Origin of the sequence: Burkholderia sp. Ax-1719, assembly GCF_011753055.1 — a bacterium.
In the GTDB taxonomy this organism is placed as follows: domain Bacteria; phylum Pseudomonadota; class Gammaproteobacteria; order Burkholderiales; family Burkholderiaceae; genus Paraburkholderia.
Window position 1 is genome coordinate 15,633 of the sequence record NZ_VWWJ01000005.1, and the last position, 14,343, is coordinate 29,975.

13 protein-coding genes are annotated in these 14,343 nt (G+C 65.0%); 6 read left to right on the forward strand and 7 right to left on the reverse strand.

What is annotated here, in order from left to right:
• Positions 1 to 170: 170 nt before the first annotated feature.
• The 4 genes from cobJ to cobG are packed head-to-tail and all read right to left on the reverse strand — an operon-like array spanning position 171 to position 4,655.
• A complete protein-coding gene (gene cobJ / locus F3J17_RS11685) occupies positions 171 to 1,874 on the reverse strand; it encodes a precorrin-3B C(17)-methyltransferase (protein ID WP_167057886.1) in 1,704 nt (567 codons plus the stop codon).
• Positions 1,862 to 2,593: a precorrin-2 C(20)-methyltransferase gene (locus F3J17_RS11690; RefSeq protein WP_167057888.1), complete on the reverse strand. Its 732-nt coding sequence runs from the start codon at positions 2,591 to 2,593 to the stop codon at positions 1,862 to 1,864. Before F3J17_RS11690 ends, cobJ begins: the two co-directional genes overlap by 13 nt.
• A complete protein-coding gene (locus F3J17_RS11695) occupies positions 2,594 to 3,220 on the reverse strand; it encodes a precorrin-8X methylmutase (RefSeq protein ID WP_167057891.1) in 627 nt (208 codons plus the stop codon).
• Positions 3,213 to 4,655 carry a precorrin-3B synthase gene (cobG, locus tag F3J17_RS11700; RefSeq protein WP_240160933.1) on the reverse strand — a complete coding sequence of 481 codons (1,443 nt, stop codon included), beginning with the start codon at positions 4,653 to 4,655 and terminating at the stop codon, positions 3,213 to 3,215. The genes F3J17_RS11695 and cobG overlap by 8 nt, the downstream gene beginning before the upstream one ends.
• A 238-nt stretch (positions 4,656 to 4,893) precedes the next feature.
• On the opposite strand from cobG, the gene cbiE reads away from it, so the two are divergent.
• The 4 genes from cbiE to F3J17_RS11720 all read left to right on the forward strand — a co-directional run bounded on the left by cbiE (position 4,894) and on the right by F3J17_RS11720 (position 8,680).
• Positions 4,894 to 6,117 carry a precorrin-6y C5,15-methyltransferase (decarboxylating) subunit CbiE gene (cbiE, locus tag F3J17_RS11705; protein WP_167057894.1) on the forward strand — a complete coding sequence of 408 codons (1,224 nt, stop codon included), beginning with the start codon at positions 4,894 to 4,896 and terminating at the stop codon, positions 6,115 to 6,117.
• Complete coding sequence (locus F3J17_RS11710) at positions 6,114 to 6,857, forward strand: cobalt-precorrin-6A reductase (protein ID WP_167057897.1); 744 nt, start codon at positions 6,114 to 6,116, stop codon at positions 6,855 to 6,857. The genes cbiE and F3J17_RS11710 overlap by 4 nt, the downstream gene beginning before the upstream one ends.
• Entirely contained in the window at positions 6,854 to 7,585 is a 732-nt protein-coding gene (gene cobM / locus F3J17_RS11715; protein WP_167057900.1) for a precorrin-4 C(11)-methyltransferase, read from the forward strand. Before F3J17_RS11710 ends, cobM begins: the two co-directional genes overlap by 4 nt.
• Before the next feature lie 228 nt (positions 7,586 to 7,813).
• Positions 7,814 to 8,680 (forward strand): DUF5672 family protein, encoded by an 867-nt coding sequence (locus F3J17_RS11720; RefSeq protein ID WP_167057903.1) that lies wholly within the window; start codon positions 7,814 to 7,816, stop codon positions 8,678 to 8,680.
• A gap of 72 nt (positions 8,681 to 8,752) precedes the next feature.
• Here F3J17_RS11720 and F3J17_RS11725 read toward each other — a convergent pair whose 3' ends face one another.
• Both F3J17_RS11725 and F3J17_RS11730 read right to left on the reverse strand, forming a co-directional pair.
• Positions 8,753 to 10,228, reverse strand: coding sequence for a sodium:solute symporter (locus tag F3J17_RS11725; protein WP_167057906.1), 1,476 nt, complete (start codon positions 10,226 to 10,228; stop codon positions 8,753 to 8,755).
• The gene (locus tag F3J17_RS11730; RefSeq protein WP_167057909.1) at positions 10,225 to 10,440 is read right to left on the reverse strand and encodes a DUF3311 domain-containing protein; all 216 of its coding nucleotides are present in this window, start codon (positions 10,438 to 10,440) and stop codon (positions 10,225 to 10,227) included. The genes F3J17_RS11725 and F3J17_RS11730 overlap by 4 nt, the downstream gene beginning before the upstream one ends.
• Before the next feature lie 307 nt (positions 10,441 to 10,747).
• Between F3J17_RS11730 and F3J17_RS11735 the strand changes: the two genes are divergently transcribed.
• On the forward strand, positions 10,748 to 11,431 hold the full coding sequence (locus F3J17_RS11735) for a MarC family protein (protein WP_167057912.1): 684 nt from the start codon (positions 10,748 to 10,750) through the stop codon (positions 11,429 to 11,431).
• A gap of 83 nt (positions 11,432 to 11,514) precedes the next feature.
• Positions 11,515 to 12,348 (forward strand): class II glutamine amidotransferase, encoded by an 834-nt coding sequence (locus F3J17_RS11740; protein ID WP_167057915.1) that lies wholly within the window; start codon positions 11,515 to 11,517, stop codon positions 12,346 to 12,348.
• Between the two features lie 6 nt (positions 12,349 to 12,354).
• On the opposite strand, the gene F3J17_RS11745 is transcribed toward F3J17_RS11740, so the two are convergent.
• The gene (locus F3J17_RS11745) at positions 12,355 to 14,337 is read right to left on the reverse strand and encodes a PAS domain S-box protein (RefSeq protein WP_240160950.1); all 1,983 of its coding nucleotides are present in this window, start codon (positions 14,335 to 14,337) and stop codon (positions 12,355 to 12,357) included.
• Between the last annotated feature and the right edge of the window lie 6 nt (positions 14,338 to 14,343).

Genomic DNA, 14,343 nt, shown 5'->3' on the forward strand with positions numbered 1-14,343 from the left:
GATGGCTGTAGGTGTACTGCGAAGCATTAGCGGTGTGAGCGGCTTTCTTTTGCTTACTTTTCTTTGCCGCGGCAAAGAAAAGTAAGTGCCGCCCCGCACAGGGGCAACGCTAATAGACCGACAAGAAAACAAGGAAATGCCAACAGCAACGCCAACAACAACCCAGAATCCTACCTATACCACCGCGGCGTATAAACCCACTCATCAAGCCCACCAGCTTCACCTTCCCGCATAAACCCCCGCGTAGCCGAAGACCCCACAATCACCATAGTCCGCATATCGACATCATCAGACTGCAGCGCCCCCAGTGTCGTCGCCCTCAGGGTCTCCCCGGGCCGCCCCACATCACGCCCCAGCACCACCCGCGTTTCCGGCGCCCGCACTGCACGCACAATTTCCAGCGCCCGATCGAGCTGCCACGGCCTGGCCCGTGAAATCGGGTTATAGAAAGCCATCACAAGATCAGCCAGCGCCGCATGATGCAGACGCTTTTCGATCACCGCCCAAGGCTTGAGATTGTCCGAAAGCGAGAGCATGCAGAAGTCGTGACCCAGCGGCGCTCCAGCCTGCGCCGCCGTAGCAAGCGCCGCCGACACGCCCGGCACGATCCGCAGCTCGACCCGACGCCAGCGCGAGTCCTCAGCCCCTTCAAGCGCTTCGAGCACCGCAGCAGCCATCGCGAACACACCCGGATCGCCCGACGACACCACGGCAACGCGCCGTCCCTCGCAAGCGAGTTCGAACGCATGGCGCGCGCGCTGCAATTCCTCGCGATTGTCGGTGGCGTGGCGCACCTGGCCCGGCCGCAGCGGGCCGGCCATCTCCACGTACGTGGCATAGCCGACGATATCGCTAGCCTCGTCGAGCGCGGCGCGCGCCATCGGTGTCAGCAGATCGGCGCGTCCCGGGCCGAGGCCAAGCACGGTGAGACGCCCGCGCGCGCGTCCCAGCGTGGACACGTCGAGCGGTTCGTCCGCGACGCCCAGCGCGATGCCGTGTCCCGCTTCAATCAGTCGATGCGGCTCAGGCAGCTTCAACGCCGCGAGCGGTTCGCCATCGACAAAACGCAGTGGCACGTCCAGCGCCGCTGCGGCCTGTTCGAACGCGGCATCGCCCATGTGCGCCGCGGGCGCGAGCAGCGCGGCGAGCGCCTGTTCAGCGAGGCCATTTTCAGTCAATGCTTCGCGTACGTATTCAGCCAGCAAGGCGGGCGCTTCGGTTGCGTACGCAACAACCGAGCGCGGATGAATCACCAGATGCTCGGGATTGCCGTCCCATGCCTGCGGGCTCACGCGAATCGCGTGGCGCGCCGCGGCGTCGCGCGGGAGATCGACGTTGTCGAGCCAGGGCGCGTCGCCGTCGATGCGCGTCGTGTCGCCCGCGAGCAGATCCGACACGAAGCGTTTGCCCTGCGTGAGGCTCGACAGCGCATAGCCTTCGGGCGGATTGAGCAGACAGGTGCCAAAGCGCAGTTCGCCGCTCGTGGTGATCGCAGGCGCGATGGCAAGCGCCGCGCCCATCTCGCGCGCCATCACGTTGACACCCGTGAGGCCGCCGAGCAGCGGTACGACCGCGCTGCCATCTTCGGCAAGCGCGAGGACGGGCGGCTCGATGCCCTTGTTGGCGAGCAGCGGCGCGAGGCAGCGGATCACGATGCCCGCCGCGCACAGTGCGATGAGCGGCGTGCCGCGTCGGTAGAGTTCGCGCAGATGCTCGCCCAGTTCGGTGAACGCGATGTCGCCTTGCGCCCGGTCCTGCAAGGCGTGAATCTGCGCGCCCGCATAGAGCGCCTTCACGCGCTGCGCGGTGGCCAGCGCGCCGGGGCCGAGTACGACGACGGCGGGCGCTTGCAGCGCAGGGCTCAGCGTTGCCATTTTTCCCCCGGCACGACCAGCAGCGAGAAGTAGGGCGATGCCATCGGATCGACGTCGTCGAGCGGCACGATGCGCTGGTTCGACATGGTTGCGCGCTCAACATAAAGCGCACGATCGGCGAGGCCGAGATCGGTCAGCACGCGGCGCACTTTTTCGAAGTTGCGGCCCAGTTTCATGATGACGGCGGCGTCCGCGTCGGCCAGGCGGCGGCGCAGTTCGTCTTCGGGCAGCACGCCCGAGAGCACCGACAGGCTCTGGTTCCGGTACACGAGCGGCACGCCCAGCACGGCCACGCCGCCCAGCATCGAACACACGCCCGGTACGACTTCGGCTTCGAAGCGCGTGGCGAGCCGGTCGTGCAGATACATGTACGAGCCGTAGAAGAACGGATCGCCTTCGCAGATCACAGCCACGTCGCGGCCCGCGTCCAGGTGCGCGGCGACGATTTCGGCTGCGCCGTCGTAGAAGTCGGCGATGATCGCTTCGTATGAGAGCGGCGGCTCCAGCGCTTCGGTGGTGACCGGATAGACCAGCGGCAGTTGTTCCTGGCGCGGTTCGAGATGGTCTTCGATGATGCCGAAGGCGTTGCCCTTTTTGCCCTTCGCGACGAAGTATGCAACCACGGGCGCGGCCTTGATGAGGCGCAGCGCCTTGAGTGTGAGCAGTTCAGGGTCGCCCGGACCGACGCCGATGCCGTGCAGTCGTCCTTTGATGGACATTTATTCGATCTCCGAAGCAAGTGCGTTGACGGCGGCTGCGGCCATGGCGCTGCCGCCGCGGCGGCCATGCACGACGACGAAGGGCACGCCGTGCGCGGCGCTCGCGAGCAGCGCTTTCGATTCCGCCGCGCCCACGAAACCCACCGGCATGCCGAGGATCAGCGCAGGACGCGGCGCGCCTGCCGCGATCATGTCGATGAGGTGGAAGAGCGCGGTGGGCGCATTGCCAATGGCGACCACGCTGCCTTCGAGATGCGGACGCCACAGTTCGAGCGCGGCAGCCGAGCGCGTATTGCCCATTTCGCGCGCGAGCGCCGGAACCGCCGGATCGTCAAGCGTGCAGATGACTTCGTTGCTGGCGGGCAGGCGTGCGCGCGTGATGCCAAACGCGACCATCTTCGCGTCGCAGAGAATCGGTGCGCCGTTGGCCAGCGCCGTGCGGCCCGCCGCGCCCGCGCCCGGCGAGAACGCGAGGTCGGCGGCCACGTCGACCATGCCGCAGGCATGGATCACGCGCACGGCGAGTTTTTCGAGGTCGGCGGGAATGCGCGAGAGATCGGCTTCGGCGCGGATCGTCGCGAAGGACTCGCGATAGATCGCCTGGCCGTCGCGGATGTAATCAGACATCAGGGGTGCTCCGGGGCCGCTGGGCGGTCAGTTGCGTAAGCATCTGCGCCGCGGCTTCGATCGTCAGGTGGCGCGCGACGACACGGCCGAATGGGGCCATGTCCGCCGCGCGCGGGTGGTTGTTTTCGTCGCCCTGTTCGTACAGGTCGTATTCGCCGGGCGCGACCGCGAGCAGCGTGAACGGCGCGCGATGGGCGGCGGCGCAAGAGCGCTCGCAGCCGCTCAGGTGGACGTGGACGTCAGGCGGCAATTGGGTGGCCAGACGCAGGGCGTCGGCCTTGGTATCGGCGCGGCTCTTTGCGCAACCCGCCGATCCCGTGCAGGCAATCGTGCGCGCGAGCGGGTGGGCGGCATCGGCAATCAGGCCGAGCGCTTGCAGGCTTTCTAGCACGTCCTGCGCGCTGCCGTTATCGATATTCGGCAGGATCGCGCCTTGCCAGGGCGTGAGGCGCAGCGTGCCGTCGCCGTGCTGTTGCGCGAGCGTGGCGAGGGCATGCAGCGTGGCGGCGTCGAGGCGCGCAAGCGGCGGCTGGCAGCCGATATAAACCGTGCCGTGTTTCGATTCATGTGCGCCCAGGCGCAAGGCCAGATCGACTTCCGGGCGATGCCAGCGGTGCTTGTGTTCGTTCTCGTGCGCGACGGCGATCGGCGCGTGGTCCTGCGCCCGTTGCAACACGGCGTGCGCGCCATGCGCGGCGACGATTTCGCGCATGCGCGTCTGACCGGGCTGGGCGAGATCGAGGAAGGCGTGCAGCAGTGCTTGAATGAACGCGATTACATCGGCGGCCGCAATCGAGCCGAGTGCGCCATCGGCAGGACATCCCGCAAGGCCGAACATAAAGCGCACGCCGTCGTCATGCGCCACAGCGGCCAGCCAGATATCGTGCGGATGATCGAGCGCCGCAAGCCGTTCGCCGCCGTCGATCAGCAGCGCGAACTTGGGCGACAGTGCCGCGAAACGCGGCTCGCCCTGGAGCATCGCGACGATCGGCGCGGCGAGTTGAGTGGTGTCGATGAGCGCCGCGCGATCGAGGCCGGCGAGCGGGCTGAGCATGAGGTTGCGCAGCTCGTCGGCGGCGCAGAGATCGGCGCTTTCGCTCCCGGAATTCGACGGACCGAGGCCCGCTTCGACCAGCGCCGCCGTGAGCGCCGCCGCGCTGCCCGTGCGAATGCCGCGCACCTGGAGGTTGGCGCGATTCGTCAGTTCGAGCGTGCCGTTTGCGTGCGCGAGCGCGGCTTCGGCAATCGCGTGCGCCTGTGCGGTCAGGAGCACGCCGCCCGGCAGACGGACGCGGCAGAGGCCGCCGTCGAGCGCCGCGACGACGCGCACGAGCCCCGGGCACGCCGAACGGCGGGCTGCGGCCCATGCTGCGGGGGACGAAGCAGACGAAGCGGACGTAGCGGACAAAGCGGCGGGCTTCGAGTCGTGATTCAAGGGGCACTCGTGTAGGGAATCGCGCGGTCGCCGGATCCGTGGCCCAATGCTGCGTTGGACAGGCTTAAGCGCGGCGCGAGCGCTGGCGGTATCGGCAAAAGGCGGGAAAGGGTGCGAAAGACGTGGGAAATTCGCGGTTTTCAGGCCCGTCCGGCGCCAGCGGAAGCGGTATTATGCCCGTTTTCCAGCGCGATCCGCGAATCCAGACGGGGCGCGCGCAACGCATGACGGAGCACGGATGCAGGGCAGGCAAGCGTGGCTGACGGTGATCGGCATAGGCGAGGACGGATACGAAGGACTCGGGCGCGAAGCGCGCCGCGCGCTCTTCGCGGCGACGGTCGTGACGGGCGGCGCGCGCCACCTGGCGATGCTGCCCGCACGCGTGCAGGCGCGCCGCCAGGCGTGGCCGCAGCCGTTCAGCGTCGAGCCGCTGCTTGCGCTGCGCGATGCCCAGGGCTGCGTGTGCGTGCTGGCAAGCGGCGATCCGATGTTCTATGGCGTCGGCGCGACGCTTGCGCGCCAGCTCGCGGCCGATGAGTTGCGCGTGCTGCCCGCGCCGTCGTCGCTGTCGCTCGCCGCGGCGCGGCTTGGCTGGGCGTTGCAGGACATATCGGTTGCATCGCTGGTGGGGCGTCCGCTCGATGCGCTGCGCCGTCACCTGTATGCGCGTTCGCGCGTGCTCGCCTTGAGCGCCGATGGACACACGCCCAAAGCCATCGCGGCCTTGCTCACCGCGCAGGGCCTGGGTGCGTCGCGCCTTGCCGTATTCGAGCATCTGGGCGGCGCGCAGGAACGGCGCATCGATGGGCGTGCCGATGCCTGGCATCTGGACGAAGTGGCCGCGCTCAATCTCGTTGCGTTCGAATGCGAAGCCGCCGATGAAGCGCCCGCGCGCAACTGGACACTCACGCCGGGTTTGCCCGATGAGGCGTATCGGCACGACGGGCAGCTCACCAAGCGCGATGTGCGCGCCCTCACACTCGCGCGTCTCGCGCCGACGCCAGGTGCATTGCTCTGGGACGTGGGCGCAGGCAGCGGCTCGATCGGCATCGAATGGATGCGCTCGCATCCGGCTTGCCGCGCCATTGCGATCGAAGCGAATGCCGAGCGCCAGCGCTTTGTCGAACATAACCGCCACGCGCTGGGCGTGCCCGCGCTGCAACTGGTGGCCGGACGCGCGCCGGATGCGCTCGATGGACTTGCCACGCCCGATGCAGTGTTTATCGGCGGTGGTGTGACGGCGCCGGGCGTGCTCGAAACGTGCTGGAACCGGCTGGCGCCTGGCGGCCGGCTGGTGGCGAACGCCGTGACCGTGCAGAGCGAAGCGGCGCTTGTGGGCTGGCGTGCGCAATATGGCGGCACGCTCACGCGTATTGGCATCGGCGAGGCAGAACCGCTTGGACGCTTCGATACCTGGCGTCAGGCGCTGCCCGTCACGCTATACGAAGCGATCAAGCCATGAGCGCACGCGTGTTGCTGCTCGGCGGAACGGGAGATGCACTGCGTATCGCGCGCGCACTCGGCCCCGAGCATGTTTATAGCCTTGCGGGCCTGGGCCGCGTGCCAGCCGATCTGGGCTGCGCGGTTAGGGTAGGCGGCTTTGGCGGTGCTCAAGGGCTCGCCGACTATCTCGCCGATGAGGACATCGATATCGTTCTGGACGCCACGCATCCTTACGCGGCGCAGATCAGCGCGAACGCGGCGCGCGCGTGCGAGCAGGCGAAAGTGCCTTACTGGGCGCTGCGTCGCGCGCCCTGGCAGCCGCAGCCCGGCGACGACTGGCTTTGGGTGGACGATTGGGCTGGCGTGGTCGAAGCCATTACGCCCTATACGCGCGTGCTGTTTACGCTGGGCCGCGAACCGCTCGCGCATCTTCACGACGTGCCGGTGCATCAGCACTGGACGGTGCGCTGTCTCGATGCGCATCCGGGCCATGCGCGCGCACAGGTGATTGACGCCCGCGGGCCTTTTACGGACGAAGGCGAGCGCGCGCTGTTCGAAACAGGGCGCTACGACGTGATCGTCAGCAAGAACAGCGGCGGCGCGGCGACTGAAGCAAAACTCGGCGTTGCGCGCGAAATGGGCTTGCCGGTGGTGATGGTGCGGCGGCCCGCGCTGCCGCCCGCGCAACGCGAATTCGCCTCGGTGCAGGACGTGCTGGATGCGCTTGCGGATCTCACTCAACGGAATATCGACGCATGACTGTTTTCTTTATCGGCGCGGGACCCGGTGATCCCGAATTGATCACCGTGAAGGGCCAACGGCTCGTGCGGACTTGTCCGGTCATTCTTTACGCGGGATCGCTCGTGCCGCCCGCCGTGCTGGAAGGTCATCGCGCGCAGCAGGTCGTGGATACCGCGCCGCTGACGCTCGATGAAATCGTTGCGCTGCTGGAGAACGCGCATCGGCAGGGACACGATGTGGCGCGCGTGCATTCGGGCGATCCTTCGTTGTACGGCGCGATCGGCGAGCAGATCCGGCGTTTGCGTGAGCTTGGGATTCCTTACGAAGTCGTGCCGGGTGTGACGGCGACGGCCGCCTGTGCAGCGGCGCTGGGCAACGAATTGACGCTGCCGGGTATTTCGCAAACGTTGATTCTCACGCGTTACGCGACTAAAACGTCGATGCCCGAAGGCGAGGCCTTGGGCGACCTCGCGCGTCATCGCGCGACGATGGCGATTCATCTGGGCGTGCGCCATATCGCGCGTATCGTCGAGGAATTGCGGCCGCACTACGGCGACGATTGCCCGGTGGCTGTGATTTATCGCGCAAGCTGGCCCGATGAGGAGCGCGTGACGGGCACGCTCGCGGATATTGTCGCGAAAGTGCAGGCGACGGATATCGAGCGCACGGCCTTGATTCTGGTTGGGCGTGTGCTGGGCGCGCAGGGCTTCGCGGATTCGAAGTTGTATGGGGTGGGGAAGCGGTAGGCGGGCTGAAAGCCTCGCGCTGGCGATGTATTGCGCTAGCGCAAACGTATTACAGACACGCTGGCAATTGCGGTCAATTCGGCTCAGAAAACACGATCTCGCTTTTAAGAGTGTTGCAAAATCGTGGCTCGGAAACTGGCTGGAATTTGCAAGCTATGATGTCGTTAAACGTATTGCCTGACGTCTGTCACTCACGGTTTTTCAGTGTTCACTGTCTGGGAGCGGGAAATGAGTGAACGAGCTTTTGACGTGCACAGTCCGTCACGAAATCTGCGCGACGTCACCCTCTGCGCCGTCGACACCGTCAACCCGAAACTCGCGGCGCGCGCTCTCGATATTTCGCTCTCCCAGTGCGATTTCGGCGACGCGATGCTGATCGCAGACGTCGATGCGCCAACGCGGGCGCGTATCGAAAAGATCGCAGCGCTGCGCTCGCTGGCCGAGTATTCGCACTTCATGCTCAAGCGCCTGGCCGACTACATCGCGACGCCCTGGGTGCTGGTGGTTCAATGGGACGGCTACGTCCTGGACGCGTCCAGGTGGAGCGACCGCTTTTATCAATACGACTACATCGGCGCGCGCTGGCCCAACTCCAGCAGCGGAAACGACGTCGGAAACGGCGGATTTTCCTTGCGCTCGGCGAAACTGCTGAAGGCGCTGGCGAACGATCGGTTCTCGATAGATCCCGGCGCAGCAGAAGATGTCCTGATTGGCAGCACCTGGCGGGAGGCGCTGGAAGCCGAACACGGAATCCGTTTTGCGCCAGGCGACGTTGCCGACGAATTCGCCTACGAGTATGGCGTACCCAGGCAACCGACCTTCGGCTTTCATGGATTCTTCAACATGTGGCGGCACGTTGAAGACAGCGTGATGTTGGAGATCATCGATGGTCTGGACATTCAGACGCTGGCCTCTCCGCGAGGCGTGGCCCTGCTGAAAAACTACTGCGATCTACGCAAATTCGCTTGCGTGCGCGCCATGTATCGCCGCTACCGGGCGCATTTGAGCGTCGCGGACGTCGCGCACGCATTCGCTCGCAATGGTTTGAGCGACGATGCCGCACGCGAATACGTGAATATATGCGAGCGCAGTTAAGCCTGCGCATGCGAGAAACGAAAGGGCCGACAACGTCGGCCCCAGTCATTTGCAGCGGAACCATCACCTCATTCAATGCGCGCCCGCATGCTTATGATCGGCATGCGTATGCGGCTGCGTCAGCACGCTCACCGCTGCGAGCACCACGATATTCACGCCCAGCGCGAGAAAGCCGATATTGATGTCCTTGAACGCGTCGGGCGCGAAAGGAATCAATTGCGCGACGCTCACATGCGTCACCGTCGTGATCACGACCACGGCCACGCCAGACAAAATCCCGCAAAATGCGCCTTGTTTCGTGACGCGATTGCGTGCCGAAAGGCTGCATACCAGCGCCGGGAACAATTGCGTGACGAAGTTATAGCCCATCAACAGCAGCGCCACGATGGTCTCGCCGCCATTGAGCGTGAAGCCCACCGCCACCAGCGCGATCACCGGCACGAAGAATCGTGCGAGCTTCGCCACGCGCGCGTCGTCGGCCTGTTTCATCATGGCGCCGCGATACACGTCGTTGGCGATCAGCGTCGAAGCGGTGGTGAGGATCATCGATCCCGGCACGAGCGCGGTGAGCACGCCCGCCGCGCCAATGACGCCGACGAACCACGGGTCGAAGGTCTGCAGCGAAAGACGGAACAGCGAAAGATCGATATCTCCGCCCTTGAGACCCGGCACTTTCAACACTGCCGCAAATCCGCAGAAAAACACGAACAGCAGGATCAGCTGATAGAGCGGCAAAATCGCGGCGTTGCGGCGGAAAATGCGTTCGTCTTTCGCGGTATAGACCGATCCAAACGTGTGCGGCCACATGAAAAATCCCAGCGCCGTGAGCAGGACCGTCGACTGGAACCACGTCACGCTCTGGCCTTTCGCGGGGAAGGCGAGGAAGCCGGGCTTCGCGGCATCAATGGCACGGAACATTTCCGACATGCTGCCGTAGTGATGAACCGGCAGATAAATGCCCAGAAAGATAGCGATGGCGAGAATCATCGTGTCTTTTACGACCGAATTCCACGCACAACCGCGCACGCCCGAGACAATCACGTAAACCGTCACCACGGCCGCGCCGATCCAGATTGCCGCCGTCGACGAAATCGCGCCGAAGGAGGCCGTTGTCACGATGATGCCGAGGCCTTTGAGTTGCAACACCAGATACGGCACGAGCGCGAGCACGCCCACGCACGCTACCAGCACGCCCAGCGCAGGGCTGTTGTATTTGCGCGCGAAAAAATGCGGCTGCGACATCAGCCGGTGTTGCTTGGCGTAGCGCCAGACCGGCGGCAGCATCCAGTAAGACAGGATGTACGCGAGCGTGCCGTAGCAGAGGATGTAATAGACCGGCGCGCCCTTGCCGTAGGCGAAACCACTGCCGCCAAGGAAGGTAAAGGTGGTGTAGATTTCGCCCGCCATCAGCAGGAACACGAATGCGGTGCCAAAGCTGCGTCCGCCCACCGACCACTGTTCGAGACTCATGTCGTGCCCGCGTCGCGCACGCATGCCCAGAAATAGCGCGACGACCGTGATCGCCGCGATGATGATGAGCGCGCTCATGGCCGCACCTCGCTTTGCGCGTCGGCGGGCAGGCGGTTGACCGGATCGAGGCGATAGACGATGGCCATGATCGCCGACGTCAGCACGACCCACATGACGATCCAGGCCAGCACGAGCGGCATGCCAAGGATCAGCGGTTCGGTGCGGTTGACGAACGGCACGCCCAGCAGAATGCCGATAAAGGGTAGCGCTGCGAGCAACCTCAGTGACATGGCAACTCCTTTTTGTAAAAGGGGAACGTCGCGACCGGGTTAGAACGATTCACTCTATGCCGGTGTACGCACCCCGTAAAGCCGCCAAAAATCCTGATATCGCCGCGTCAGTGCCTGCATTTCGATGCTGCGCTGCGGCACGTGCAAGCAGATTCCGTGCGCGCGCAGCGCATTCAGAGGGCACGCCGCAGGCCGATCCAGTTACACTTCACGCACCCTTGGCGATGCGCGCGCTTGCAACGATTGCGCGCCACGCGCCGCCGCATTATTCGATGCCAGCACCTGCCCCGTTTTCCGGATCGACTTCATGATCGAGAGCCTGATTTCAGACATTCTGTTCGGTTTTACCGGACTGATCAGCATCATCAACCCCATCGGCATCGCCTTTGTCTTTCTCGATCGCACGGCGACGTTGACCGACGAGGAGCGCCGCCTGCTCGCCAAGCGCGTCGCCACCAATGCGGGTTTCGTGCTGCTTGCGGCGTTTTTCGTGGGCACGCCGATCCTGCATTTCTTTGGTATTTCGATGGAAGCGCTGCGTATCGGCGGCGGTCTGGCCGTGGCCGTGAGCGGCTGGCAGATGCTCAACGCGCCGGAACCGGAGCCGCCCGCAGCGAGCGATCCGGCGGTCAAGCCGGTGAGTTCGTGGTCGGCAAGCGGCAAGGCTTTCTTTCCGCTGACGGTGCCGCTCACGACCGGCCCCGGTTCGATCGCGACGGCCATCGCGCTGAACGCTAACCGCACGCACAAGCTTTCCGCGTGGCTGCTGTCGAGTATCGCGTCCGTGGTGATTTCGCTGCTGGTGGTGCTGGTGATCTATTACGTTTACAGCCGCGCCGCGCGTCTGGCGCACTATCTGGGCGTGGAGGGCACGCGGGTGGCCATGCGCGTGTCGTCGTTCCTGCTGTTGTGTATCGGTGTGCAGATTATCTTGACCGGCTTGACCGGTTTCCTCACACCGATCGCTGCGGGGCTGCACGCCGCGAACTAAAGCGCCGGCGACGCGGCAAACTACACAGCGAACTGCGTGGCAGTGCGCGAAGGCAACCGCCGATCTGATCGATGGAGGCAACGATGTGCCGCTGGCTTGCTTACACGGGTAATCCGATTTCGCTCGAAACAGTGCTGTTTCGGGCGCGCCATTCGCTGATCGACCAGAGCCTGCATTCGAAGCTCGGCGCGACCACCACCAATGGCGATGGTTTCGGCCTTGGCTGGTATCAGCATCCGCACGATATTCCCTATCGCTATCGCAGCGTGCATCCGGCCTGGAACGATCGCAACCTGCGCGAACTGGCCAGGGCCGTACACGCGCCGATGTTTGTCGCGCATGTGCGTGCGGCCACGCACACGCCAGTGCAGGAGACGAACTGTCATCCGTTCCGGCATCGGCGCTGGATGTTTGCGCACAACGGGCTGATCCAGAGTTTTCCGCTCATGCGGCGCGAGTTGCTGCTGGCCATTGATCCTGGGCGCTTTAACGCGCTCGAAGGATCGACCGATTCCGAGGCGATGTTTTATCTCGCGATGACGTTTGGCCTGGAAGTCGATCCGGTGCCGGCGCTCGAACGCATGGCTGGTTTTATCGAGGCGACCGCGCAAAAGCACGGCATCGAGCCGGCGCTCAACATGACGGTCTTTGCCAGCGACGGCGAGCAGATCGTGGCCGTGCGCTATTCGAGCGAGCACAACTCGCGTTCGCTCTTTCACAGCACCTCGTTCAAGCATCTGCGGGAGCTGTATCCCGACGACCCGCGCATTGCGGCGGTGGGCGAGGATGCGTATCTGCTGGTATCGGAGCCGATCGTCGACCTGCCGGAAGCGTGGGCCGAAGTGCCCGAATCGACCGCGATCGTGGTACGCGGCCCGCAGATCGAGTACCGCGATTTCAAACCCGTCGCGCCTTGACCTGCCTTAAATCTGCGGATGTGTGCTTGTCCACGCCACGCGCGCTGCCCGCCGGGCAGCGGCGCGCGCGAGCACTTCATCGAACAGCAATACATCGACGGGCTTCACGAGGTGCATTTCAAAACCCGCTGCACGCGTGAGTTCGATATCGGCGGCCTGGCCGAAGCCTGTCATCGCAGCGAACACCGTATGCGCGAGCGCTTCCAGCGTGCGCAGGTCGCGTAGCGCCGCATAGCCGTCGATTTCCGGCATCGCAATGTCGATGAGCGCGGCATCGGGCGTGAAGCGCTCGGCCCATTCGCGGGCCTGAGCTGCGCTGTAGGCCACGCGCACGTCGTGGCCCTTGAGTTCGAGCAGCATCGCCAGGCTGTCGGCGGAATCGCGATTGTCGTCCACCACGAGCACGCGCAGCGGCAAGGATTCGTCGTGCGCGAGCACCGTCTGGCCGACCGTGCTGATCAGCCCTTCCACCGCCAGATCCACGTGCGCCGCGTTGCTGGCGCGCGCGAGCGGCAGACGGATCGTAAAGGTGCTGCCCGCGCCGAGGCCCTCGCTGGTCGCGGAAATGGTGCCGCCGTGCAGTTCGACCAGCGAGCGGCACAGCATCAGGCCGATGCCCAGGCCGTTTTCGCTGGGGCCTGGCATCGAGCGGTCCTGGCTAAAAAGGCCAAAGATCGATTCGAAGGTCTCGGGCCGCAGGCCGCGCCCTTCGTCGCGCACCTGGATCTGCACGCCGCGTCCGGCCACCTGCACTTCGATGGCGATGCGCGTCTGGTCCGGCGAAAACTTCGAGGCGTTGTGCAGCAGGTTCTGCAAAACCTGCATGAGCCGCGTGTGGTCGCCGGTCATCGGCAACGGGGCGGCGGGCAGGATGGCTTCGACTTGCTGGCCGCGCGCCGCCGTGAAAGGCTGCGCGGCTTCCAGTGCGTCCTTGACGACCTCGCGCAGATCGAGCGGCGCCTCGCGCAATTCGATCTTGCCCGAGGTGATGCGGCCTACGTCGAGCAGATCGTCCACCAGACGGGTGAGATGGACGATCTGGCGGTCGATCAGATCGCGCGCGCGCTCGACTTCGGGACTCTGCGCGGTCATCAGGCGCATCGTGGCGACGGCGTTGCGCACCGGCGCAAGCGGATTGCGCAGTTCGTGCGCGAGCATGGCGAGGAACTGCTTCATCTGCTCGCTCGAATGCTCAAGTTCGTCAGTGCGGCGGCTTTCGGTCATGTCGCGCGTGACCTTGGCGAAGCCGGTCAGGCGGCCATGCGCGTCATGAATCGCCGTGAGCGTGACGTTGGCCCAGAACATCGAGCCGTCCTTGCGCACGCGCCAGCCTTCGTTGACGCAGCGGCCCAGATCGGCGGCGCGGCGCAATTCGCGCTCGGGCACGCCAGCCGCGATGTCGTCGGGCGGATAGAACACCGAAAGATGCTGACCGATGATTTCGGCTGGCCGGTAGCCCTTGAGATTGGTCGCGCCGCTGTTCCAGCTCACCACGCGGCCTTGCGCGTCGAGCATGAAGATCGCGTAATCGCTCACGCTTTCCACCAGCAGACGGAAGCGCTCTTCGGAAAGCCGCAGCGCTTCGACCTGTCGGCGCTCCGCCGTGAGATCGCGCGTGACCTTGGCAAAGCCCGCGAGCGAGCCGTCCTGCTCGCGCAGCGCGGTAATCACCACATTGGCCCAGAACATCGAGCCGTCTTTACGCAGACGCCAGCCTTCGTCGTTGAAACGGCCGTGCAGCGCGGCCTGTTCCAGCTCGTGCTCGGGCCAGCGGCGGGCGTTGGCTTCGTCGGTATAGAAACGGGAAAAATGCTGGCCGATGATCTCGTGCGCTTCGTAGCCCTTGATGCGCGCGGCGCCCCGGTTCCAGCTCACCACATGGCCGCGTGGGTCGAGCAGGAAGATCGCGTAGTCCTCGATGGGCTGCACGAGCGCTTCGAAGCGGCGCCCGCTGTGCCCTTCGGCGGACAGGCCGGCATCGGGTTGCATCGCGGA

Coding starts and splice junctions, on each gene's coding strand:
- F3J17_RS11695 (WP_167057891.1), bottom strand. CDS start 3,220: ATGTCTGATTACATCCGCGACGGCCAGGCGATCTATCGCGAGTCCTTC.
- F3J17_RS11735 (WP_167057912.1), top strand. CDS start 10,748: ATGATCGAGAGCCTGATTTCAGACATTCTGTTCGGTTTTACCGGACTG.
- F3J17_RS11745 (WP_240160950.1), bottom strand. CDS start 14,337: ATGCAACCCGATGCCGGCCTGTCCGCCGAAGGGCACAGCGGGCGCCGC.
- cobM (WP_167057900.1), top strand. CDS start 6,854: ATGACTGTTTTCTTTATCGGCGCGGGACCCGGTGATCCCGAATTGATC.
- cobJ (WP_167057886.1), bottom strand. CDS start 1,874: ATGGCAACGCTGAGCCCTGCGCTGCAAGCGCCCGCCGTCGTCGTACTC.
- F3J17_RS11740 (WP_167057915.1), top strand. CDS start 11,515: ATGTGCCGCTGGCTTGCTTACACGGGTAATCCGATTTCGCTCGAAACA.
- F3J17_RS11725 (WP_167057906.1), bottom strand. CDS start 10,228: ATGAGCGCGCTCATCATCATCGCGGCGATCACGGTCGTCGCGCTATTT.
- F3J17_RS11720 (WP_167057903.1), top strand. CDS start 7,814: ATGAGTGAACGAGCTTTTGACGTGCACAGTCCGTCACGAAATCTGCGC.
- F3J17_RS11710 (WP_167057897.1), top strand. CDS start 6,114: ATGAGCGCACGCGTGTTGCTGCTCGGCGGAACGGGAGATGCACTGCGT.
- cbiE (WP_167057894.1), top strand. CDS start 4,894: ATGCAGGGCAGGCAAGCGTGGCTGACGGTGATCGGCATAGGCGAGGAC.
- F3J17_RS11690 (WP_167057888.1), bottom strand. CDS start 2,593: ATGTCCATCAAAGGACGACTGCACGGCATCGGCGTCGGTCCGGGCGAC.
- F3J17_RS11730 (WP_167057909.1), bottom strand. CDS start 10,440: ATGTCACTGAGGTTGCTCGCAGCGCTACCCTTTATCGGCATTCTGCTG.